Origin of the sequence: Paenibacillus dendritiformis, assembly GCF_945605565.1 — a bacterium.
Classification (GTDB): Bacteria; Bacillota; Bacilli; order Paenibacillales; family Paenibacillaceae; genus Paenibacillus_B; species Paenibacillus_B dendritiformis_A.
Window position 1 is genome coordinate 3,065,226 of sequence record NZ_OX216966.1, and the last position, 23,867, is coordinate 3,089,092.

The following is a 23,867-nucleotide window of genomic DNA, read 5'->3' on the forward strand; positions in this document are numbered from 1 at the left end:
ATACGATGCAAAAAGGATTTCGAACGATAAAAACGGTAACGATGGATAACATTCATGTGCGGGACCCGTTTGTCTTTCCTTATCAGGCGGAGGGGAAGTATTATCTGTTCGGCACGACGTTCGCCGATGGCAGCGGGGATATCGATCCTGTGTTTGAAGTCTATGAAAGCAGCGATTTGCGGCATTGGACAGGCCCTTATATTGCGTTTCAGCCGCCAAAAGGGTTCTGGGGAGTGCGCCATTATTGGGCTCCGGAAGTGTTCGAGGTGGACGGAAAATATTATATGTTCGCCACGTGCAAGGGCGGTATCGGCGAGCACCGGGGGACCGGCATACTCGTGGCCGATCATCCTGCCGGACCGTACCGGCCGCATAGTGATGGCCCCGTGACGCCCCGTGATTGGGAATGCTTGGACGGAACCTACTACGAGGATGGAGAGGGACAGCGCTGGATCGTCTTTTGCCACGAGTGGACAGAACTTTATGAAGGCAAAATAAAGGCGATTCGTCTTACAAAAGACCTAACCTCCTCTTACGGAGACGCGGTAACGATTCTGAACGCCGCCGACATGGAATGGATTCGTCTGTTCGGCGATCCGCGCATCGAGAAGCAAGGATACTTGACCGACGCGCCGTTCATGTATCAGGCCCGCAACGGCGAACTGATGATGCTGTGGTCCAGCTACTCGGTGGCGGGCTACGGCGACGAAGGCTTCGGCGGATATACGGTCGCGGTTGCCCGTTCCGCAACCGGTTCAATGGAGGGCCCGTGGAGTCACGACAAGGAGCTGCTGATGGATCGCAATGCCGGGCACTCCAGTCTTTTCCGCGATTTTAACAACCAATTATGGATTTGCACGCACTACCCGGATACGCCGCATGGCAATGAAAGAGCCTTATTCGTCCAGGTCGAGGAACTGGAATACGGATTGAAGATCGTGAAATAACACCAACACTCCCGCCCCAACTCCGGCAGGCGCAGCCTAATTTTGTTGATCTGGGGGATAGCCAAGTCAATCGGGCCGTCATTCCAATATCATGGAGTATCAAATGAAAGGAGGTTATTCGAATGAGCGGAGTAGGTGGAGTTGGGGGTCTCTGGACTTCGACAGGTGTCATCTTGGTTCTCTTTATTTTGCTCGTTATCGTTTCCAAAGCCTTTATCTACTAATAACATGGCTGTATCCTCCGATTGTGCTCATGGTTACCTTTCATAGCAGCCCTGCTCATTCTGCAGGGCTCTTCCGCTTGAATCCGGTGTATACTGGATGTACCGGTCTTACCCGGTGAGCGGAAAAGGCCGCTGAGGAACATCGGAGGATTTTTGCCGATCTGCCGTTCGTTGTCCATGCATTCAATACATTAATTCTAAGGAGTGAAACGAATGAACGCCAAAGAATTAAGAGAAAAAATAGCAGCTTCCTGCCGGCAACATGACAGCTTGTATGGAAAATTAGTCGCCCCGATTAATGACATGCTGATCGAGATGGATGCGGACATTTCAGAAAAAACAGCCAATCAAATTATAGAAAACCTTACATTGTTTCACGAAGGGGAAAAATACATAGCTGACTGCCATCTGGACGAAAGCGATAATTTTATTGCGGACGGCATCGAGCAACTCAAAAAAGGAAATCTTGCTGACGGAGCGCTGCAACTGTTTGGCGCGGGATTGAACTTCGCCAGCTTCGCGGCCAAGGCCGCTTCATCCAAAAATATTCATCCTCATGAAATGCTTAATGAACGCTTTAAACGGATAAAAAACGAATTGGACTCCTAATCCCAAGGCACAACAAGCCTGTATCAGCGCAAGCCTCGGAAATGCTCCGGGGCTACCGGCGACGACAAGAACCACGCCCATTATTCAAACGACCACGCCGCCTAATTTGGTGAGAATGAAGAGAAAAAACGTGTGGAAATCGGATCACCTGTGGCGACGGATGCCGGGCAAGATGTGAAAGTATATGTTGCGGATAAGAGCCAAGGACGAATTCGCGACGGCGCCGCAGTATTGGCGGAAGAAGAGGCGATAAGCGAGTTCACGAAAAAAAATAAAGTAGAGATACCAGTTAAAGCGAAAAAAGAAGCGGCGGATTCTTGGGTACAAACGTACAAAGAGACACCCGAAGATAAAAAAATATCTGACGAGTGGATTAGTGAAGGTGAATTAAAAAGAAAAGCAGATGTTCTACTGATTTACGGAGACTTGCGTGAAGGCGCTAATGCGCGAATGCTACAAGGTCGGGCCAATGGGTCTACGGGAAGAGAGAATTTACTCAAGTTCAATCTGCCAGAAAGTTGGAGCGGCACGTCAGATCAACCGGAAATCGAACTAAATGGTTTACGGATTAAATTGGAATCTGGTACATACTACTTCAAAGTTGAAGATTTGTATAAACTGAGCATAATTCCAAAGGATTTTAACGAAAAAGTTAAGTAACCCTAGGGCAGTGTGAGTTGATCAATGAACAGTTGAATAAAGCCAATCAAAAAATGCGTTTCAGTAAAGTGCTGAGGCGCTATTTTTTTCGTAAGGAAGGCAAATATGTAGAATAGAGATCGTTGGAAATGCAAACGCAAGGTCACTATACAAAATTATGTATAGTTGAAGATGATACGATACCCTTATAACGAATACTTTAGGGGTGGGCACGTCAATGAAGTGGGTAGTGAGAGCTTTTGCTGTGGCGATGGTTGCGGGCGGCATCTTCATGGGTTACTACGCTGGGATCGAACTCGTAGTAGTAACCGGTTCATTTCAGTGGGAGCTTGCTGTGGCATGGTGGTTTATCGGCTTGGTGGCCGGCGCCCTGTTCCTTACTCTTGACATCGTGTTGAGCCATCTGCAACCGCCAGAAAGCCCGAATACCGAAAAAACGAAACGCAACATGAATAACATCAAAATGAACATCATGGACAAGCTCACCATACATAAAAATGACAAAAACAAAAACAACAGAAGTACAACCATGCTTAGTATGGAGAAAAACAAGGTCTACCCTGTAAACTTCGGAACGAAAAGGATTGGCTTCACCAAGCGTGAACCATCGAAATCAAAGACCATGTAATGGCCAAGAGCCTCGGGAGCAACCCGGGGCTTTTGGATTTCTTGAAGCATATTTCAAGTGGAAATTGACATGCTAAATGTGATTAATCGGAAGTGAATCCGATGTAGGCTCCTTATGTTCATCCTAGCGACCGAAGAGATTCAATAGTGGAGGATTACATTATGCCAAAAAAATTAAAAATTGCCCTGATTCTCCTGCTCTCCATCCTTCTCATCATGTCAGGTTGCGGACCCAGAACCACGAAACCGGAGACGAATGAGGGCGCTGCACAAGAAGAAAAGGATAAAGGAAAAAAAGATGCTACGTCGGGTGCATCGATGGCGAATTATACGCCGCTAGAGGAGCTAAAAGACAGCTACGACATCGTGATCGTTGGCGCGGGCGGCGCAGGCATGAGTGCCGCGCTTGAAGCCAAAGCAGCGGGCATGAATCCGGTTATTCTCGAGAAAATGCCGGTTGCAGGCGGCAATACAAGCAAAGCGTCTTCGGGCATGAACGCATCGGAAACGAAATTCCAAAAGGAGCAAGGGATTTCGGATCGTAATGATTTATTTTACGAAGAGACATTAAAAGGTGGACATAACACCAACAATAAGGACATGCTTCGCTTTTTCGTCGACCATTCAGCCGATGCCATCGATTGGCTGGATTCCATCGGCATCACTTTGAACAACATCACGATCACGGGCGGCATGAGCGAGAAACGGACTCATCGTCCCAAAGACGGCTCGGCTGTTGGCCAGTATCTGGTGACCGGCTTGCTGAAAAATGTACAAGAACAAGGCATTCCGATTTTTGTCAATGCCAGTGTCAAAGAAATTATGAAACAAGACGGAAAAGCAAATGGGGTTAAAGTGGCCTTCACTCAACATGGCGAAAAAACGATCGCGGCGAAATCCGTCGTGATCACGGCTGGCGGATTTGGCGCCAACATGGACATCATCGCCCAGGTTCGGCCGGATCTGGAAGGCTATGTGACGACGAACCACGAAGGAAGCACCGGCGACGGCATTAGTATGATCGAAAAAATGGGAGGCACCACGGTCGATATGGAAGAGATCCAGGTTCACCCGACGGTGCAGCAGGAAAACTCCTACCTCATCGGCGAAGTGGTACGCGGTGAAGGCGCAATTCTCATCAACAGCAAAGGAGAACGGTTCATCAACGAAATGGCTGCTCGCGACAGCGTAACGGCGGCGATCAATAAGCTGCCGGAGAAAAAAGCTTTCCTTGTGTTCGATTCCGGCGTCAGATCGCGCGCCACAGCGGTTGAAGAGTATGTAAAAATGGGCTTTGTGAAGACAAAGGACACGATCGAGGCGCTGGCTGGTGATATCGGCGTACCGGCAGATCAATTGCATAAGACGCTTGATACCTGGAACAGTGCGGTAAAAAATAAGAAAGACGCCGAGTTCGGCAGAAAAACGGGAATGGACCACGACTTGTCCGCTGCGCCGTACTATGCGATCAGAATCGGACCAGGAATTCACTACACTATGGGCGGCGTGAGAATCAATACGAACACGGAAGTATTGGACCAAAACGGAAAGCCGATCCCGGGTCTCTTCGCCGCGGGTGAAGTTACCGGAGGCCTGCACGGCGAGAACCGAATCGGTGGTAATTCGGTCGCGGAAATCATCATTTTCGGCCGTCAAGCCGGTATAAAATCCTCTGAATACGCGAAAACGGCAAAATAAGCGACAGATCTTCCACACCTTGTGGCAGGGTGCAACAGAAATCGCAAAAAATGACCTCATCTTCACGCTGGCGTGGAAGTTGAGGTCATTTTGTTCATTAAAAAATAAATTGGGCGCCCCTTACGGGACGCCCTCATGGGAGAGGAGAAACCGGACGAAGAGCTTATGGGGAAACGTAAGTCTTCTCCGCGGTTGTCTACGACATTCAATGATGTCGATACTTTAAGGATTGCCAGTCGGAAGAAATATATACATCCCCCGGATAACTTTTTTTCTTTTTGCACGATGTCGGCGGCAGGGTGCGGATTTCATTTTTCAAAAATGGGAAATGTATGTTACGATTAACGTCGAATGTCGGCATTATCGCTGCATTGAAGTTGGCGGAAAGAAGAGAAGGTGAGACAACTGAGAGTGATATCGGGAACGGCCAGAGGCCGTACGTTGAAGCCTGTGCCCGGCATGGGAACAAGGCCGACGACGGATAAAGTGAAGGAAGCGCTGTTCAGCATGATTGGTCCTTATTTCGAGGGGGGCCGCGCGCTCGATCTGTTCGCCGGAACGGGCGGCTTGGGGATTGAAGCCTTGAGCCGGGGAGCCGAATGGGCGGTGTTCATCGATAAGGATGCGAGAGCGATCGAGGTGGTGCGCGGCAATCTGACGGCCACGGGGTTGGCCGACAAGGCCGAAGTGTACCGCAACGATGCGAGACGGGCGCTCAAGGCGCTCGCCAAGCGGAATCTTTCCTTTCATTATGTATTTCTCGATCCGCCGTACCGGTTGAAGGATGCGGATGAGCTGCTGATGGAGATGTGGGATAACGGCTTGCTGAGCGATGACGCCATCATTGTCGTCGAGCATGACGCATCCCATTCGTATTCCGAGCGCATTGGTCCGCTCTCGGTATGGAAGAAGGCGGATTACGGGGATATCGCGGTATCGATATACCTCGTGGATAACGAAGCTTCCGGAGAATAAGGAAGCGATTCTGTTGCAACCGAACAGATCAATGAGGCGCCTGCCTATGTTCCTATAGGCGCGATGCGCCTTTCAAGGAGGCTTACGATTATGAGAGACAATTACGAGCACGCATGCCGGCCCCGGACTGCGGTATATCCGGGCAGCTTCGATCCGGTGACGCTCGGACACCTGGACATTATCCAGCGGGCCGCGAAGCAATTCGACAAGCTGATTGTGGCCGTGCTGAACAATTCGAGCAAGAAGCCGCTCTTCTCCATTGAAGAACGGCTTGAGCTGCTGCGCACGGTGACGAAGCCGTGGCCCAATGTTGAGGTGGACAGCTTCAGCGATTTGACCGTCAATTATATGGATGCGAAGAACGGCGATGTCATTGTCCGCGGCGTTCGGTCGGTCACGGATTTTGAATACGAGCTGCAGCTGGCTTCGACGAACCAGAAGCTGAACCCCCGGGTAGAGACGATTTTCATGATGACGAATCCGAAGTATTCCTATCTCAGCTCCAGCATCGTGAAGGAAATCGCGCACTATGGCGGCGATATTAGCGAGCTGGTTGCCCCGGAGGTAGAGGCGGCGCTGCGGAATAAACATAAGCGCTGACCACCGGAACCGTGCTGCCCCGGCGCGTTCAGGTGCGCTTCCATCGTCCGATAAAGAGCGAGAGCGTCATACCGATGAGCAGGAGGATACATAGTACCGGGACAAGCGCCAATGATTGCAGCCATCCTGGCGCCGAAGCCAGTTCGGCAAGGGACTGAATCCAGGAGGAAGGCGCCTCCCCTAGCCCGTTCTCGGCGTCCAGCAGCCGGAACGCTGCCTGCTCCGGCGGCGCAAGCCGCAGAAGGCTGTGAAGCGGATGCCACAGGATGAACGTGAGCAGGAAGGCGGACGCGGCATGAAGAAGCCTCATCAGGAAAAAGCGGCTGTACCGCAAATCGGTTCCTCGGGTCAAGCTATGAACCTGCAGATGCGCGCTGATCCCGCTCCATGCAATGACGGCGCCGATAAGGGCGGTCTGGAAGAGAGGGGAGCGGAAGGTTGCCGAGCCGAGCGAATACGCGCCAAGGTTCACCTCGAACAGACCGTTCAGCAGATAAGCGCCGAATTCCTGGGGGACGGCAATCCGCAGCACCTGGACAATGACAGAGAACATCATGATATAGCCGCCGATCATCATCAGCGTCTGGACGGAAGATGTGACGGACTCGCCGAGCAGCCGGCCGAACGCGCGTCCGTCCCGGCGGTGGGCCTGCTCCATCGCTTGCAGCATCCGCTTCCATAGCGGCTTGGGAGCATCGGGCGCCGTTCGCCGTATGGGGAGGCGATCGGCTGCGGGATGATAAGCTCCCGTCCAACGCACAATAAACATCATAAAAAGGGAAGAAACCCAGTGCACGACAGCAATAACAAGCCCTAATTCGGCCTGCTGCAGGAAGCCGACTCCGACGACGGCGATCATGAAAATCGGACTGGCGGCATGAGTCAGGCCGAGCAGCCGCTCCGCTTCCAGGCGGGACAATTCGTTGTCTCTCCGCAGGCGGACGACGGCTTCGGCCCCGGCAGGATACCCGGCTGTCCAGCCGACGGACCAGGCCCAGCCGCCGATCCCGGGAAGCCGGAACAGCGTCCGCATGAACGGATCCAGCAGAACGCCGATGCCATGCACCCAGCCATAGGCCTTCAACATTTCGGATAGAATGAGGAACGGCAGCAGGGCCGGGAATATAATGGTCCACCAGACCTTCAACCCTTGCAAAGAGGCTTGAAATGATTTATCCGGATAAGCGATGATGCACAGCACCAATAGTACCGCAGAGCCCCCCATGATGAGCGTGGACAGCCGCTGGGAAGCGGGCGATGTGCGAAACGAGAACATGGCGGTCACCCCTTTGGCCGTAAATGAAGAAGCAAGGCTTCAAGCGCATTACGATCTCATGTGTACGTTACAGGGACGGGCTTTAGACCAAATATCGCCGGGCGATCCGAGGGCATAGGAGGTAGGAGAATGGAAAAGGAGTTCAGATCGTACGGGCGGCAGCCGAATTCTCCCCGCTTCCGCGGATGGAAGTGGATCTTCGCGGTGATCGTGTTGTTCTATGTCGTTGTGTATATGCCGACGCCGTATGTAATTTATACGCCAGGAAGCGCCGAGGAAGTGAAGCCGTTCATCAATGTGCAGGGCGGCGACGAGATGGAGGAGGGCACGTTCCTTCTGACGACGGTGAGAAGAACGTATGCCAATCTGGCGTTGATTGCGTGGCGGGCCTTCGATCCGAATGCCGAATTCGGCAAGAAGGAAGATGCGCTTCAGGGGAGAACCGAGCAGGAATATATCAATGAACAGCTGTTCAATATGAGCAACTCGCAGATGGCCGCGATATTGGCCGCCTACAATCAGGTGGGCATTCCGTACAAAATAGAGTCCGAAGGCATTTATGTTCTATTTAACAATAAGCAGCTGGCGGATAATGAATTCCTTACGAATGACCGGATTATGGAAGTGGAAGGCCAGGAGGTGAACGGCTTCGACGATTTACAGGCAGCCTTGAAAGGGCGGACCGCCGGGGAGACGATTCAGGCTGTCGTCGAGCGGGACGGGAAGCGGGTGCAGGTCAAGGCGAAGCTTGTCGAGCTCCCGGATCAGACCGGCAGCGGCAAGAAGCGGATTGGCTTCGGTCTTGCTTACGGGGAGAAAAAGCAGGTTGTGCCTACGGATAACAAGCATAGCGTGACCTTCCACGAATCCGATATCGGCGGTCCTTCGGCGGGCTTGATGTTCACGCTGGAGCTGATCAACCGCCTGACGCCGGGGGATCTGACGAAGGGGTACCGGATCGCTGGCACCGGGACGATCGATCCGTCGGGGAAGGTTGGCCCGATCGGCGGCGTGAAGCATAAGGTCGTGGCCGCAGACAGGGAAGGGGCGGTCTTGTTCCTGGTGCCTTCCGGCAACTATGAGGAAGCGAAGGCGAAGATGGACAAGATGAACACGAAGATGAAGCTGGTGAAGGTCGATACGCTGGAGGACGCGCTGGAGGCGGTGAAGCAGTTCCAGCCGGCTTCGTAGCATCATACCGGCTTCAGCCCCGGGATCCCGGGCGGACAACGGTTGGCGGATGCCAGCCGTTGTTCGCCGTTATGGGGATTAGAACCGGCGGGGCGGCTCATAATAGTCACGAAAGGCGGCTCTCGCTTCCCAGCCGCGGAACGCGTTGGCATAGACGGCGGTGGCGCGTGCGTCCGCTTCGAGGCCGGCGCGGCCGCCCAGATGGCTGTTGTCGCGCGTCATGTTGAGGACGACGGGAAGCTCCGCGCAACGCTTCATTCGCTTCAACAGATGGCGTCCGCGCTCGGTGAAGCCGAGCACCCGCACGTAAGCGGGACCCGTGCCGAGGGCGTCCGGGCCGAAATGAAATTTATCATGATGCAGCAAGATATGGGCCAAGGTCCGCATCAATTTGGTCCGGGTATAGCGCTTCGTTTTCAGCTTGGCGATCAGCGACTCGACGCCAGGCTCCTCCAGCGTCTGGAGCGTTTGCTTGATGCGGTGCTCCAGCCCCTCGGTCACCTCCAGATACCGCGCCAGCTCCTCGGGCGGGAGCAGGTAGAGGCGGTAGAACAGCTCGCGGCCGAACGCTTCCCAATCGAGCGGGGCCCTGCCGGCAGCATGCTCGCGCTCGAGGATGCGAAGCGTGCTCTCCGGCACATAGCGGGCCGCCGCAGCCAGTTCTCCGGAGCCGGACCAGAGGCGCCGGACGGCGGTGGCGCTGGCGATGGTTCCTTCCGGCGCTTCCGCATCGTGATAGCCGGCTTCGCGGCGGGGAATCGTCAGCGGCTTCATGTCGCTGTTCAGCCGCCGCATCGCCAGCAAATAGTGCAGCCCGAGCGAATTGTTCGGCTTCGTCAGCCAATGCCCGCCGGGCTCCGCTTCGCTGCCGGCGGGCGCCTCGCCTCCGTCGCCGCCGCCCAGAACCGGTCCGGCTGCGGCAGCGTAGGCGGCCGGATAGCTGTGCCCGGCCTTCAGCTCAGCACGCAGCCGGCCAGCGAATCCGTCCGGCTCGCGGGCCAGCGCCTTGGCGGCCCCGCGCAGCCGCTTCAGGTCGCCGGATTCGCTGCCGAAGCACAGCGCGTCGACGACGCCGGTCGCCTGCAGCGTCGCGACCGCGCCGTAGGCGAACCATTCGGCCGGTTGGACAGCGTACGCGACCGGCAGCTCCAGCACGAGGTCGACGCCGGCGGCCAGCGCCATATCCGTACGCGCCCATTTGTCGGCCAGCGCCGGTTCGCCCCGCTGCAGGAAATGGCCGCTCATGACCGCGACGGCGGCTTCCGCCTCGGCCGCCAGCTTCGATTGCTCCAAATGATACAAATGCCCGTTATGAAGCGGGTTATATTCAACAACGATTCCGACCGTTTTCATATCACTCTTCCTTTCGATCACAGAATAAGGTAAGATGGTGATTCATGGACAGAAGGGTGAACTGGCTGCCCGTCCGGAGGGCCGTCAGGCCGCCGCGGCGCTCCTGAATTTCCCATCCGATCATACCATGAACATGGAGCGATCGGCGAATTTTTGGCGGAGAGACAGAGGATGTTCCGGTAACCTGTCAAACGAATTTGGTTGACAAAGCATGACGTTAATCGCTATAATTAATTTTGTTTGTTTGGAGTGATGTTATGAACATTCATTTTCGGGACATTGCCGCAAAAGGACAGGAAACACGCATTCAATCGGCATTTTCCGCTAGCGATGTGGTTCGGGACCGCAAAGATATTTCCATACCCGACCCGGTGACCGTGGATTTGACGGCAAGGGCGGAAGGCGAAGGACAGATTGGCGTGCATGGCCAGCTGACCGCACGGTTGGAACTGGTATGTTCGCGTTGTTTGACGTCGTTTACCGAGACATACGTCATTCCGTTCGATGAGCAATTCAAGCTGACAGACTCTACTGATCTTTCCCCGGAGGAAGAAGAGGACGACGTCATTGCGGTGACGGAAGACCTTATCGACCTGCAGCCTTATGTGGAAGTAGCGCTATTGCTGGCCTTGCCGTTCGCGCCGCTGTGCAGCGAATCATGCAAGGGCTTGTGCCCGACCTGTGGCACGAACCGCAACGAGCAGTCCTGTGGCTGTTCGAACGAGCGCATCGACCCGAGACTGGCGGGGTTACAAGATTTCTTCAAGAAATAAATAGCGACAGTAGAAGTATTCTGTCCAGGAAGAGCGCTGGCCGCACTTTTTGGACAGCCCTGGAAGAGCACGTAACTTGGGTAAGGAGGTGTAGAACATGGCAGTACCTCAAAGAAGAACGTCGAAGACTCGTCGTGACAAGCGCCGTACGCACTTTAAATTGTCTGTGCCTGGCATGGTGAAGTGCGCACAATGCGGAGAGTTGAAATTGGCTCACCATGTATGCAAAGTGTGCGGAACATACAAAGCAAGAGAGATCATCAAACAATAATGACTCATAAGAAAAGGCAGTGCTTCGCCAACGGTGGGGCGCTGTTTTTTTATAAATCGACGCTGATTTCATAACTTCTGCTTTTCTTTGCCGGCGATTTTATATATACTGGATTAGTACCAGGTTCTAATGGCTCCTATTAACGGCCTCTTCATTTGTGAAGATGAGATAAAGTAATTATTCCGATTATATTCCGAGGCTCCGAAGTCGATGTGACGATCCGGACAACAGGACAAGAAGGTGGTGCGGGGTCATCCAACGTTTGCCGAAGCGACAGCGTCAACAGCAGTTGGCGAAAATCATAGAGGAAAATCCGTTTGTAACCGATCAGGAACTGACCCGCATGCTGAAGGTCAGTATCCAGACCATTCGCCTCGACCGGATGGAGCTGGCCATCCCGGAGCTGAGGGAGCGCTTGAAGATGATGGCGGAGCAGACCTACGATCAGGTGCGGTCGCTGCCGCTCCATGAAGTGGTCGGAGATATTGTGGACCTGCAGCTGGATCATAGCGGCATCTCGTATTTCGAGATACGCGAGGAGCATGTCTTCTCGCGGACCCATATCGCGCGGGGCCATCATTTGTTCGCGCAGGCGAACTCGCTGGCCGTCGCTGTCATCAACGATGAGATCGCATTGACGGCCACGGCGGACATCCGCTTCATCCGGCCGGTGCGCCTGGGAGAGAAATGCATCGCCAAGGCATATGTCCGATCCGGAACGGGGGCACGGAGCAAGGCAAAGGTGGAAGTGTTCAGCTATGTCGGCGAGGAACTGGTGTTCCAGGGCAACTTTATCATATTCCGTTCAGGCGCGATGAACGGCAGCGAAGGAGGAGACGAGCATGAGAATCGCCATTGACGCCATGGGCGGGGACAACGCTCCGGAATGCAATGTGCAAGGGGTTCTTGCCGCGGCGCAGGCATGGTCTGATATCGAGCTGCTGCTGGTGGGGGACGAGGCGAGGCTGGAGCCGCTGCTGACATCCCGGCCTGCGAATGTCCGCATCGTTCATGCGGCGAGCACGATCGAAGCGGATGACGAGCCTGTCAAGGCGGTCAGACGCAAGAAGGACGCTTCGATGGTTGTCGCCGGACGAATGGTGCGGGAAGGGGAAGCGGACTGCATGATCTCGGCCGGGAACACCGGCGCGCTCATGACGACGGGACTGCTGGTCGTCGGGCGGATGGCCGGCGTCGAGCGGCCGGCGCTGTCGCCGATGATTCCGACGATGGACGGACGCGGCGTGCTGGCGCTCGATCTGGGGGCGAACATGGATGCGAAGCCGGAGCATCTCGTGCAGTATGCGCTGATGGGCAGCATTTACCGGGAGAAGGTGCACGGCATTCCGAAGCCGCGCGTCGGGCTGCTCAACGTCGGCACCGAAGCGATGAAAGGCAACGAATTGACGAAGCAGGTATATCCGATGCTGGAACAGCTGCCGATTCATTTCGTCGGCAATGTGGAGGCGCGCGATGTGCTGGAAGGCAGCTGCGACGTGCTCGTATGCGACGGGTTCGTCGGCAATGTGCTTCTCAAGTCATTGGAAGGCACGGCCGGATCCCTGTTCAGTGTGCTGAAGCAGGAATTTACCCGTTCCTGGTATACGAAGCTGGCTGCCGCGGTGCTGATGCCGGGCTTGAAGCGTCTGAAGAAGATGATGGATTACAAGGAGCACGGCGGGGCGCCGCTGCTCGGGTTGAACGGGCTGGTGCTGAAAGCCCACGGTTCTTCGGACGCGCGGGCGATCGAGAATGCGGTCCGCCAAGCGCGTACGGCGCTGCAGCATGATCTTATCCACACGATTGCAACGGAAATCGGAGGGACTACAAGCGGGAAGTGAGTGGTGCGATAATGAATTTGCGTTCGGTAGGCATTATCGGTACGGGGAAATACGTACCCGAACGGGTATTGACCAATGAAGACTTGGAAAAGATGGTCGATACAAGTGACGAATGGATTGTAACCCGGACCGGGATTAAAGAGCGGCGTATCGCGGCCGAGCATGAAGCGACGTCGGATTTGGCGTATCATGCCGCCCAGGAGGCGCTGAAGGCGGCCGGCATCACGGCCGAGCAGCTGGATCTGATCGTCGTTACGACGGTTACGCCGGACATGACTTTCCCGTCCACGGCCTGTCTGCTTCAGGAACGGCTTGGCGCCAAGCGCGCCGCGGCCTTCGACCTGTCGGCGGCTTGTTCGGGCTTCATTTACGGGCTGGCGAATGCGAGCAACTTCATCGCGATGGGCACCTACCAATATGCGCTCGTCGTCGGGGCGGAATGCCTGTCCCGGATTACGGATTATACGGACCGGAACACATGCATCCTGTTCGGAGACGGCGCCGGAGCGGCCGTGCTCGGTCCGGTTGCGGAAGGACGCGGCTTCCAGTCGTTCGAGCTGGGCGCGGACGGCAGCGGCAAGGAGCTCTTGAAGCTGGAAGGCGGAGGTTCCCGTCACCCTGCCTCGCATCAGACCGTGGACGACAAGCTCCATTATCTCTATATGAACGGCAGGGAAGTATTCAAGTTCGCGGTGCGCATCATGGGCAATGCCGCCGATGAGGCGCTCAAAAAGGCGGGCAAGACGAAGGAAGACATCGATCTGCTCATCCCGCATCAAGCGAATACCCGGATTATTCATGCCGCGATCGAGCGCCTGAATCTGCCGGAGGAGAAATGCGTCATCAATCTGCCGAAGTATGCGAACACGTCGGCGGCATCGATACCGCTCGCCTTGGCGGAAGCGGTGGAGGAAGGCCGGGTGAAGGAAGGCGACACGCTTCTTCTCGTCGGCTTCGGCGGAGGCTTGACGTGGTCGGCATCGGTTATTCAATGGTAATCGGGCGCCATCGCAGCGAAAAAATTGAACCGAATCACGGCGCCTGGCCGTAATACGTTATAGACATCAGTCATTGGAAGGGAGTGTGCCCTATGGGCAAATTGGCATTTGTCTTTCCTGGACAAGGCTCGCAAGCGGTCGGCATGGGCAAGGATGTGTACGATGCCGTTCCGGCGGCGCGGGAAGCGTTCGAGACAGCCGACCGGGTATTGGGATTCCCGTTGACCGAGATGATATTCCAAGGTCCGGAGAGCGACTTGAAGCAGACGTCGAACACGCAGCCGGCGCTGCTGGCGACGAGCTGGGCGCTCTATCAGGCGCTGGAGCGCCATCATATCCGGCCGGATTATGTGGCCGGACACAGCCTGGGCGAATACGGCGCGCTCGTGGCGGCAGGCGTGCTCCGCTTCGAGGATGCGATCGCCATCGTGCGCCAGCGCGGCCAGTTCATGGAGCAGGCCGTTCCGAGCGGCCAGGGCGCTATGGCGGCCGTGCTCGGCGCCGAACGCGAGCGGCTGGGCGCCCTGTGCGATGATATCTCCGCCGCCGGAACTCCGGTCGAGATGGCGAATCTGAACTGTCCGGGCCAGATCGTCGTGTCCGGATCCCGCGAAGGGATCGACGCGGTGGTCGAGCGCGGCAAGGAAGCCGGAGCGAAGCGGGTCATTCCGCTCGAAGTGAGCGGACCGTTCCATTCCGCGCTGATGAAGCCGGCGGCCGAGCGGCTCGGTGAGGCGCTGCGGGCCGTAGAGATGCAGGATGCGCGCATTCCTGTCATCGCGAATGTGACCGCCCGTCCGGTCACCGAGGCCGAGCAGATTCGCGGCTTGCTGGTTGAGCAGGTATTTTCGCCTGTCCTCTGGGAGGACAGCGTCCGCTATTTGATCGATCAAGGCGTGGACACCTTCGTCGAGATTGGGTCGGGCACGGTGCTGGCCGGCCTCATCAAAAAAATCGACAGATCGGTGCGCATCGTCTCCATGAACAGTCTAGAGGCGATTGAAGCATACAAATGATGGCTTGACGGCCGCGGCGATGCGGTAACCGCATGGAACTCGCTACGCAGGTCTGACATCATTTCGTGTCCATGCCGATAGAGCGTGCAGACGACTCGTATCGAAGATTTTGCGAAAGGGGAATACCGATGTCCAGCTTGGAAGGAAAAACGGCGCTCGTCACAGGAGCGTCCCGCGGTATCGGCCGGGCGATTGCCATTCATTTGGCGGAAGCCGGCGCCGATGTCGTCGTCAATTATGCCGGCAGCGAAGCGGCGGCGGCCGAGACGGCGGCAGCGATTGCGGCCCATGGGCGCAAAGCTGTCACGGTGAAGGCCAACGTCGGCAAGATGGAGGAAGCCGAGCAGCTTGTGAAGACTGCGTTGGAACAATTCGGAAAAATTGACATTTTGGTGAATAATGCCGGCATTACAAGAGATAATTTAATTATGCGGATGAAAGAAGAAGAGTTCGATCAGGTGATCGAGACGAACCTGAAGGGCGTCTTCAACTGCATCAAAGCCGTCACGCGCCCGATGATGAAGCAGCGCTCCGGCCGCATCATTAACATTTCGTCCGTCGTCGGCGTGCTCGGCAATCCCGGACAGGCCAATTATGTGGCGGCCAAGGCGGGAGTCATCGGCCTGACGAAGGCGTCGGCCCGCGAGCTTGCTTCCCGGGGCATTACCGTCAACTGCGTCGCGCCGGGATTTATCGAGACCGATATGACCGACGTGCTGCCGGAAGACATGAAGGCGCAGCTGCTCGGCCAGATTCCGTTAGGGAAGCTCGGCCAGCCGGCGCATATCGCCAAGGCGGTCCGCTTCCTCGCTTCGGAGGACGCGGAGTACATGACCGGCCAGACGATCCACGTCGATGGCGGCATGTATATGTAGGGCTTCTCAGTCTATGATTCCATGGACTTTAAGCATTATTTTGTAAGAGGTTTTGATATGGTAATTTAAAATGTTTTTTCGTATAATACCAAGGAGGAGGTGAACCGGATGTCAGCAGAAGTGTTTGAGCGAGTGAAGCGCATCATCGTTGAGCGCCTTGGCGTGGATGAAGCGGAAGTAACACTGGAAGCATCTTTTAAAGATGATCTTGGCGCTGATTCCCTCGATGTTGTGGAATTGGTCATGGAATTGGAAGATGAGTTTGATATGGAAATCTCTGATGAAGACGCAGAGAAGATTACTTCGGTAGGAGAAGTAGTGAATTACATACAATCTCATAAGTAAGCAGGTAGTAAGTCCCGTTCAAGCAGTAACGGGACTTCTCCTCATTTACATTGTATGTAGCGCGTTGTCTACCTAGGGATGCGCTTGATGAATAGAACTCGGAACTGATATAGAGGTGATACGCGTTGAAACAGAGGGTTGTAGTGACCGGGATGGGCGTGGTAACGGCTCTCGGTTCGGACCTTGATACCTTGTGGAGGAGCCTGATGGAAGGCAAGTCAGGCATTTCGCAGATCGAGGCGTTTGATACGACCGATTACCCGACTAAGATCGCTTCTTCCGTGAAAGATTTCAATCCGGAAGACTATATAGATAAGAAGGAAACCCGCCGTATGGACCGCTTCGTTCAATTCGGCATCGCTGCGAGCAAGAAGGCGCTGGAAGATGCCGGGCTGGACATGGATCAGACGAATCGGGATCGGGTCGGCGTCATCGTCGGTTCGGGAATCGGCGGACTGGGAACGTGGGAAGAGCAGCATCGCATTTTGCTGGAAAAAGGGGTTAAGCGAGTCAGTCCTTTCTTCATTCCGATGATGATCGCGAACATGGCGTCAGGCCATATCTCGATGATGATCGGCGCGCGCGGCCCGAATACGGCTGCCGTATCCGCATGCGCGACCGGGACCCACTCGATCGGCGATGCGTTCAAGATCATTCAGCGCGGCGACGCCGACGTCATGATCTGCGGCGGTGCCGAAGCAACGATCCGCCCGATTGGGATGGCTGGATTCTGTGCGATGCGCGCCATGTCCACCCGCAATGACGAACCGGAACGCGCGAGCCGGCCGTTCGATGTCGACCGCGACGGCTTCGTGATGGGCGAGGGCTCCGGTGTGCTCGTTCTCGAGTCGCTGGAGCACGCGCTGCAGCGCGGAGCACGCATCTATGCGGAGGTTGCCGGCTACGGCATGAGCGCGGATGCGCATCATATTACGGAGCCGGATCCGGAAGGTCCTGCGCTCTGCATGACGAGAGCGATTCAGGATGCGGGATTCCAGCCGGAGCAGATCGATTATATTAACGCGCACGGAACATCGACCCCGGTCGGGGACAAATCGGAAACCCGGGCCATCAAGGCCGCGTTGGGTGACCATGCAAGGAATGTAGCGATTAGTTCTACGAAGTCAATGACAGGACACTTGCTTGGTGCAGCCGGCGGAGTAGAAGCCGTTATCTGCGCATTGACGCTGCAGCATGGCATGATTCCGCCAACAATCAACTTAGAGAATCAAGATCCGGAATGCGACCTGGATTACGTGCCGAATGTGCCGCGCAAGGCGGACGTCCGCACCGCCATGTCGAACTCATTCGGCTTCGGAGGGCATAACGCGACCGTTGTATTAACGAAATACGAAGCGTAAGGAGTCAGACTGTTGAGTGTAGAATTGAAGCAGTTACAGCAGAAACTGAACATTCATTTCCGAAACAGGCAGCTGTTAAAACAGGCGTTTACCCATGCTTCCTACGTAAACGAACATCGCTTCGGTCAGCACCAAGACAATGAACGCCTAGAATTTTTGGGCGATGCTGTGTTGGAGCTGACAGTGTCCGAATTTTTGTTCCATCAATGTCCGACACGGCCCGAAGGAGAACTGACCAAGATGCGCGCATCGATCGTCTGCGAGCCATCCCTCGTCAAATTTGCCAATCAGTTGCAATTCGGCAAGTATGTGCTGCTTGGCAAAGGCGAAGAGTTGACGGGAGGGCGGACACGCCCAGCGCTGCTGGCCGATGTGTTCGAATCGTTCATCGGTGCATTGTATCTCGATCAAGGGCTGGAGCCTGTGCGGGAGTTTTTGCGGAATCATATTTTTCCGCAGATCTCGCTTGACGGCAAGCTGCAGACGAATGATTACAAGACGCAGCTGCAGGAGCTCACGCAGCACCACAACCTGGGGGCGCTTGAGTATCGTATTGTGGAGGAACGCGGACCTGCGCATGAACGGGAGTTCGTGTCCGAGGTTCACATGGGAGAGATCTGTCTGGGCCGCGGAGTCGGCCGCTCCAAGAAAGAAGCGGAGCAGCAGGCTGCGGCTGAAGCCCTCGAGCAATTGGTTATTCCGAAATCATAAGGTACTGTTAGGCCGGCGGGACGCTGCCGGCCGGTTTCGCAGAAAGAGCAAAGAGCAGCGCGCGAGACGGAACGGATGCCATTCCGTGACAGGCTGGTTTTTGCTCTTTCTTTGTCCAGCGCCGGGGCTTGGTCAGGCAGCATGGACAACCGGATAGAGTGGGCTGATTCGGATCGCGATATGGTACAATAAACGTTGAGGTGAATGAGGAACGATGTTCTTAAAACGGTTAGAACTGGCGGGCTTTAAGTCGTTCGCGGACCGAACGGAGTTGGAGTTCGTTCAGGGAATTACCGGTGTCGTCGGCCCGAACGGCAGCGGCAAGAGTAATATATCCGACGCCATCCGCTGGGTGCTCGGCGAACAGAGCGCCAAATCGCTGCGGGGCGGCAAGATGGAAGATATTATCTTTGCGGGCAGCGATGCGCGGAAGGCGGTGAACTTCGGGGAAGTCTCGCTGACGCTGGACAATAGTGACGAGACGCTCGGTCTGGACTTCCATGAAGTGACCGTCACCCGGCGCGTCCACCGCTCGGGGGACAGCGAATATTTTATCAACAAGCAGCCCTGCCGCTTGAAGGATATTACGGAGTTGTTCATGGATACGGGCATCGGCAAGGAAGCCTACTCCATTATCGGGCAAGGCCGGATAGAAGAGATTCTGAGTACGCGTTCCGAAGATCGGCGCGGTATTTTTGAGGAAGCGTCGGGCATTGTGAAGTACAAGTCCCGCAAGCGGGATGCGAAGAAAAAGCTGGACGATACCGAGCAGAATCTGCTGCGCATTCACGATCTGGTCGTGGAGCTGGAAGATCAGATCGGACCGCTCAAGGAGCAGTCCGAGAAGGCGCGACACTTCAAGCAGCTCAAGGAAATGCTCAAGACGAAGGAAATCGCCGTCTACGTTCATCAGATCGAGCAATTGCACACATCCTGGCAGCAGGCCAATGCGAAGCTGTCCGAGCTGAAGGAACGGGAGCTGGCGTTGTCCACGGTCGTAAGCGAGCATGATTCGAAGCTGGAAGTGCACCGGGTCGAGCTGCGCAAGCTGGAGGAAGAACTGGAGCGGCTGCAGGCGACGCTGCTGCATTACAGCGAGGAGTATGAGAAGTGCGAGGGCCAGGGCGAGGTGCTCCGCGAGCGCAAGCGCAACCTGGTCGCGAATGAGCAGCAGATGCGGGCCAGCCTGGCGACGACATCGGAGCGGATGCGGACGAAGCAGCTGGAGGTTCAGGCCGTCCGCGAGAAGCTGCTGTCGCTGGAGAGCGAACTCGTCGAGACGAAGGGGCTCATTCATGCGGAGGAGGCGCGGCTTGTCGGCGTAACCGGCGGGACGAGCTCCGATGCGGAGGAGAGCTTGAAGGGCGAACTGCTCGACATTATGAACCAGATGGCCCAGCAGCGCAACGATATCCGCTATTACGACCAGCAGAAGGAAGCGCTGGACAAGCGGCTTCACAAGATGAAGCAGGGCCGTACGAAGCGGGAGCAGGAGCAGGCCGATCTCCGCAAGCGGATGGAAGATGCGAAGCGGCGTATGGAGACGATGGCCGAGGATCTCGCATACATACGGAACCGGTATTTGCAGGAGAGCGAGCAACTGAAGAAGGACGAGGCGCTGCTTGGCGAGACCGAGCAAGCGGCTCGCAAATGGCAGCAGCAAGCCGATGCGCTCGTCTCGCGCCGCGATACGATGAAGGAGCTGGCGAATGATTACGACGGCTTCATGCTCGGGGTCCGGGAGGTGCTCAAGGCGGCCCGGCGCAACAGCCTGCAGGGCGTTCACGGCGCGGTAGCCGAGCTGATCCGGGTGCCGGAAGAGCTGGAGACCGCGGTCGAGACCGCGCTTGGCGCCGCGCTGCAGCACATCGTCATGGAAAATGAAGCTGTATCCCGGACAGCGATTACGTTCCTGAAGCAGCGGCAGCTGGGACGGGCCACGTTCCTCCCGCTCGATGTCATCCGGAGCCGGACGATGAATGAGTCGGATCGCCGGGCTGTGGAAGGCGCCGAAGGATATATCGGAATCGCTGCCGATCTGGTGCGGAGCGACAAAGCCTATGCGAATGTGGTCGGAAGCCTGCTCGGCAATGTCGTGCTGGCGGAGACGCTGGAGGATGCGAACCGGATTGCGGCCCGCCTGCAATATCGCTACCGCATCGTGACCCGCGAAGGCGACGTCGTCAATGCCGGCGGTTCCATGACCGGGGGCAGCCTGAACAAGAAGAACGCCAATCTGCTCGGGCGGAAGCGCCAGCTCGAACAGCTCGACGCCGATATCAAAGCGACGGACAAGCAGTTAGCGAAGCTGAACGAATCGGTTGCCGAGCTGAAGAAGCGGACGGCCGCGGCCGTCAAGCGGCTGGATGATCTGCGCGAGCAGGGAGAGAGCAAGCGAATCAGCGAGCAGCAACTGGCGAGCGAACTGACCCAACTGGAGAAGGAGGAGCGCCAGCTGGCTGAATTGCTGGAGATGGAAGGCCAGGAGTTCGCCCATGCCGCCGAGGAAATGACGACGCTGGAGTCCGGGCGCAGAACGGCGGAGCTGCGGCTGTCTGAACTGAAGATCGAGGAGGATCGTCTTCACGTCGCCATCGAGACGGCTGAATCGGCGCGCAAGGCGAACGAATCGGCCAAAGAGGAACTGCAAACTCAACTGACCGACATGAAGGTTCGCCAGGGCAAGCTGGAGCAGGAGACGTTCTCCCTTCAAGAGCGCTTGAAACGGGTAGAGGAAGAGGCCCATGGCTATGAGCAGGAGTATACGCAGCTCACCCAGAGCTTGATTCAAGTGCAAATCGATCTGGAGACGGCCGAGCGCGAAGCGATGAAGCAGACGGAGGATCTGAACCATTTCGGTGTGAAGAAGCAGGAGGCCGGGAAGCAGATCGAGTTCAAGCGTGCGGATCGCGCCGCTTCCCTGGAGCGCTTGGAGATCGCCGAGAGCGATACGAAGGAGCAGCGCACCGAATTGAAGCAGGTGGAAGAGGCGATGCGGCAGACCGAGATCCAGGCGAACCGATTGGATGTGGAGCTCGACAATCTGCTGCGCAAGCTGAGCGACGAATACGAGATTAGCTTCGAGCTGGCGAAGCACCGCTATGCGATGCCGGACGATATTGAGGCGGCCCAGCAGGAAGTGCGCGACCTGAAGCGCCAAATCTCGGCCCTCGGAGAAGTCAATCTCGGAGCGATTGAAGAATACGAGCGAATCAATGAAAGATATCAATATTTGAGCGAGCAAAAAGACGATCTGATCGAAGCGAAAACGGCATTGTACCAAGTCATCCGCGAAATGGAAGACGAGATGTCGAAGCGGTTCAAGGCGACCTTTGATGAGATCCGTCAGCGGTTCGTTGTCGTCTTCGCCAAGCTGTTCGGCGGCGGACGCGCTGATCTGGTGCTGCTTGAGCCGGACAACATTTTGGAGACCGGCATCGATATCGTAGCCCAGCCTCCCGGCAAAAAGCTGCAAAATCTGCAGCTGCTGTCCGGCGGGGAACGCGCGCTGACGGCCATGGCGCTCTTATTCGCCATTCTGCATGTGAAGCCGGTGCCGTTCTGCGTGCTGGACGAGGTGGAGGCTGCGCTGGATGAAGCCAATGTGACACGGTTTGCCCAGTATTTGCGCGAATTCGCGGAGGTGACGCAGTTCATCGTCGTTACACACCGCAAAGGCACGATGGAAGAGGCAGATGTGCTGTACGGCGTGACGATGGAGGAAGGCGGCGTATCCAAGCTGGTCTCCGTCAAGCTGGAAGATGAAGAAGCTATCATTGCATAAGGAGCGGGGGAGCTATGAGTTTTTTCAAAAAATTGAAGGAAAGCATCGCATCCAAGACCGAATCGGTTACGAATAAGTTCAAGGAAGGCTTGGAGAAGACGCGCAAAGGATTGGTCGAGAAAGTCTCGGATCTCATTACGCGGCGCAAAAAAATTGACGAAGCGTTCTATGAAGAGCTGGAAGAGATTCTGATCGGGGCGGACGTGGGCGTTACGACCGTCATGAACCTGATTGACGATCTGCGTGTCGAAGTGCGCCAGCGCAAAATCGAGGACGCAGCGGAACTGCAGCCCGTGCTGTCGGAGAAGCTGGTCGATCTGCTGCGCGGCGACGAATCGAACAAGCTGACGATGAATCCGAACGGAATGACCGTCATTCTGTTCGTCGGGGTGAACGGCGTCGGCAAGACGACGACGATTGGGAAGCTGGCCTACCGCTTCAAGCAGGAAGGCAAGTCCGTGCTGCTTGCGGCGGGAGATACGTTCCGCGCTGGAGCGATTGAGCAGCTGGAAGTATGGGGACAGCGCGTTGGCGTAGATGTCATCAAGCAGCAGGCCGGTTCGGATCCGGCTGCGGTCATGTATGACGCCGTGCAGGCCGCGAAGCAGCGCAATGTCGATGTGCTGCTGTGCGATACCGCAGGCCGTCTCCAGAATAAGACGAACCTAATGGAAGAGCTGAACAAAATTTTCCGCGTCATCCGCCGCGAGATTCCGGATGCGCCGCATGAAGTGCTTATGGTCCTCGATGCGACGACAGGCCAGAACGCGCTCAGCCAGGCGAAGCTGTTCGGAGAGAAGAGCGGCGTCACCGGCCTCGTGCTCACGAAGCTGGACGGAACCGCCAAGGGCGGCATCGTCATCGCCATCCGCCAGGAGCTGAGCCTGCCGGTCAAGCTCGTCGGCTTGGGCGAGAAAATGGAGGATCTGCAGGAATTCGATTCCGAGCAGTTCGTTCACGCCCTGTTCGCCGGTCTGATCCAGGAGGCAGAAGAGCAAGAGGCGGAGGAACAGCAACAATCATGATACGAGCATCGAGCATCATGCATCCAGCTCAAAATAAAGCGATTCAGAAGACGTCCCGGTAAGGGGCGTCTTTTTGTGCATCTACAACTGGTGATCGTAAACTGTCTACCCGCATACGCACATTTTTCTCGCCACATACGGGGACTCCCCCGATAGGTCAGAAACGGTATATGTGTGTTACGCCGCTTATGCTGACTGTTCCATTTGTTCAGGAAAGGTCTACGTGTTATGCCACTTACGTGCACTCTCCCGATCGGTCAGGAATGGTAAACGTGTCACACTACTTACGTGCACTCTCCCAATCGGTCAGGAATGGTAAACGTGTCACACTACTTACGCGCACTCTCCCAATCGGTCAGTAACGGTAAATGTGTGTTACGCCACATACGTGCACTCTCCCAATGGGTCAGGAATGGTAAATGTATTACGCTACTTACGTGCACTCTCCCAATGGGTCAGGAACGGTAAATGTGTCACGCCACATACGTGCACTCTCCCAATGGGTCAGGAACGGTAAATGTGTCACGCCACATACGTGCACTCTCCCAATGGGTCAGGAGCGGTACATGTGTTACGCCGCTTATGCGCACTTTCCCAATGGGTCAGGAACGGTACATGTGTGTTAAGCCGCTTATGATCACTATCCCATTTGTTCAGGAAAAGTCAGGGTATCTAGCCGTTTACGAGCCTTTCCAAGTCCTAACTCA

The 23,867-nt window shown here is 55.9% G+C and carries 23 protein-coding genes; 21 read left to right on the forward strand and 2 right to left on the reverse strand.

Annotation, left to right across the window (positions count from 1 at the left end; genetic code table 11):
• Positions 1–5 precede the first annotated feature (5 nt).
• The 8 genes from NNL35_RS13325 to coaD all read left to right on the forward strand — a co-directional run bounded on the left by NNL35_RS13325 (position 6) and on the right by coaD (position 6,340).
• Complete coding sequence (locus NNL35_RS13325) at positions 6–947, forward strand: glycoside hydrolase family 43 protein (RefSeq protein ID WP_254553417.1); 942 nt, start codon at positions 6–8, stop codon at positions 945–947.
• 122 nt (positions 948–1,069) lie between these two features.
• A complete protein-coding gene (locus NNL35_RS13330) occupies positions 1,070–1,171 on the forward strand; it encodes a hypothetical protein (RefSeq protein ID WP_006675335.1) in 102 nt (33 codons plus the stop codon).
• A gap of 213 nt (positions 1,172–1,384) precedes the next feature.
• The gene (locus NNL35_RS13335; protein WP_254553418.1) at positions 1,385–1,780 is read left to right on the forward strand and encodes a hypothetical protein; all 396 of its coding nucleotides are present in this window, start codon (positions 1,385–1,387) and stop codon (positions 1,778–1,780) included.
• Between the two features lie 132 nt (positions 1,781–1,912).
• A complete protein-coding gene (locus NNL35_RS13340; protein ID WP_254553419.1) occupies positions 1,913–2,440 on the forward strand; it encodes a hypothetical protein in 528 nt (175 codons plus the stop codon).
• Between the two features lie 217 nt (positions 2,441–2,657).
• Positions 2,658–3,068 carry a hypothetical protein gene (locus tag NNL35_RS13345; RefSeq protein WP_254553420.1) on the forward strand — a complete coding sequence of 137 codons (411 nt, stop codon included), beginning with the start codon at positions 2,658–2,660 and terminating at the stop codon, positions 3,066–3,068.
• A 161-nt stretch (positions 3,069–3,229) separates the two neighbouring features.
• Positions 3,230–4,765, forward strand: coding sequence for a flavocytochrome c (locus tag NNL35_RS13350; RefSeq protein WP_254553421.1), 1,536 nt, complete (start codon positions 3,230–3,232; stop codon positions 4,763–4,765).
• A 405-nt stretch (positions 4,766–5,170) separates the two neighbouring features.
• A complete protein-coding gene (rsmD, locus tag NNL35_RS13355) occupies positions 5,171–5,740 on the forward strand; it encodes a 16S rRNA (guanine(966)-N(2))-methyltransferase RsmD (RefSeq protein WP_040731075.1) in 570 nt (189 codons plus the stop codon).
• A 90-nt stretch (positions 5,741–5,830) separates the two neighbouring features.
• Entirely contained in the window at positions 5,831–6,340 is a 510-nt protein-coding gene (gene coaD / locus NNL35_RS13360) for a pantetheine-phosphate adenylyltransferase (RefSeq protein WP_254553422.1), read from the forward strand.
• A 28-nt stretch (positions 6,341–6,368) separates the two neighbouring features.
• Here coaD and NNL35_RS13365 read toward each other — a convergent pair whose 3' ends face one another.
• The gene (locus tag NNL35_RS13365) at positions 6,369–7,616 is read right to left on the reverse strand and encodes a nucleoside recognition domain-containing protein (RefSeq protein ID WP_254553423.1); all 1,248 of its coding nucleotides are present in this window, start codon (positions 7,614–7,616) and stop codon (positions 6,369–6,371) included.
• 129 nt (positions 7,617–7,745) lie between these two features.
• Here NNL35_RS13365 and NNL35_RS13370 point away from each other — a divergent pair, with 129 nt between their 5' ends.
• Positions 7,746–8,807: a YlbL family protein gene (locus tag NNL35_RS13370; RefSeq protein ID WP_254553424.1), complete on the forward strand. Its 1,062-nt coding sequence runs from the start codon at positions 7,746–7,748 to the stop codon at positions 8,805–8,807.
• A gap of 78 nt (positions 8,808–8,885) precedes the next feature.
• On the opposite strand, the gene NNL35_RS13375 is transcribed toward NNL35_RS13370, so the two are convergent.
• Positions 8,886–10,160, reverse strand: coding sequence for a nucleotidyltransferase (locus tag NNL35_RS13375; protein WP_254553425.1), 1,275 nt, complete (start codon positions 10,158–10,160; stop codon positions 8,886–8,888).
• 257 nt (positions 10,161–10,417) lie between these two features.
• Here NNL35_RS13375 and NNL35_RS13380 point away from each other — a divergent pair, with 257 nt between their 5' ends.
• From NNL35_RS13380 to ftsY, 12 genes are all read left to right on the forward strand, one after another.
• On the forward strand, positions 10,418–10,933 hold the full coding sequence (locus NNL35_RS13380) for a YceD family protein (RefSeq protein WP_006676619.1): 516 nt from the start codon (positions 10,418–10,420) through the stop codon (positions 10,931–10,933).
• Positions 10,934–11,030: 97 nt separating this feature from the next.
• Positions 11,031–11,204, forward strand: coding sequence for a 50S ribosomal protein L32 (gene rpmF / locus NNL35_RS13385; RefSeq protein ID WP_005551879.1), 174 nt, complete (start codon positions 11,031–11,033; stop codon positions 11,202–11,204).
• A 262-nt stretch (positions 11,205–11,466) separates the two neighbouring features.
• On the forward strand, positions 11,467–12,063 hold the full coding sequence (gene fapR, locus NNL35_RS13390) for a transcription factor FapR (protein ID WP_006676620.1): 597 nt from the start codon (positions 11,467–11,469) through the stop codon (positions 12,061–12,063).
• Positions 12,047–13,045, forward strand: coding sequence for a phosphate acyltransferase PlsX (gene plsX, locus NNL35_RS13395; RefSeq protein WP_006676621.1), 999 nt, complete (start codon positions 12,047–12,049; stop codon positions 13,043–13,045). Before fapR ends, plsX begins: the two co-directional genes overlap by 17 nt.
• An 11-nt stretch (positions 13,046–13,056) precedes the next feature.
• Positions 13,057–14,043, forward strand: coding sequence for a beta-ketoacyl-ACP synthase III (locus tag NNL35_RS13400; protein WP_254553985.1), 987 nt, complete (start codon positions 13,057–13,059; stop codon positions 14,041–14,043).
• 92 nt (positions 14,044–14,135) lie between these two features.
• The gene (gene fabD, locus NNL35_RS13405) at positions 14,136–15,059 is read left to right on the forward strand and encodes an ACP S-malonyltransferase (protein WP_254553426.1); all 924 of its coding nucleotides are present in this window, start codon (positions 14,136–14,138) and stop codon (positions 15,057–15,059) included.
• Between the two features lie 128 nt (positions 15,060–15,187).
• Complete coding sequence (gene fabG / locus NNL35_RS13410; RefSeq protein ID WP_254553427.1) at positions 15,188–15,934, forward strand: 3-oxoacyl-[acyl-carrier-protein] reductase; 747 nt, start codon at positions 15,188–15,190, stop codon at positions 15,932–15,934.
• 108 nt (positions 15,935–16,042) lie between these two features.
• Positions 16,043–16,279 (forward strand): acyl carrier protein, encoded by a 237-nt coding sequence (acpP, locus tag NNL35_RS13415; protein WP_006676625.1) that lies wholly within the window; start codon positions 16,043–16,045, stop codon positions 16,277–16,279.
• A gap of 125 nt (positions 16,280–16,404) precedes the next feature.
• Complete coding sequence (gene fabF, locus NNL35_RS13420; protein WP_254553428.1) at positions 16,405–17,640, forward strand: beta-ketoacyl-ACP synthase II; 1,236 nt, start codon at positions 16,405–16,407, stop codon at positions 17,638–17,640.
• Positions 17,641–17,652: 12 nt separating this feature from the next.
• Positions 17,653–18,351, forward strand: a complete 699-nt coding sequence (gene rnc, locus NNL35_RS13425; protein WP_040731062.1) for a ribonuclease III — start codon at positions 17,653–17,655, stop codon at positions 18,349–18,351.
• A gap of 214 nt (positions 18,352–18,565) precedes the next feature.
• A complete protein-coding gene (gene smc, locus NNL35_RS13430; RefSeq protein ID WP_254553429.1) occupies positions 18,566–22,135 on the forward strand; it encodes a chromosome segregation protein SMC in 3,570 nt (1,189 codons plus the stop codon).
• Positions 22,136–22,149: 14 nt separating this feature from the next.
• Entirely contained in the window at positions 22,150–23,160 is a 1,011-nt protein-coding gene (gene ftsY / locus NNL35_RS13435) for a signal recognition particle-docking protein FtsY (protein ID WP_006676629.1), read from the forward strand.
• The last annotated feature ends 707 nt before the right edge of the window (positions 23,161–23,867 follow it).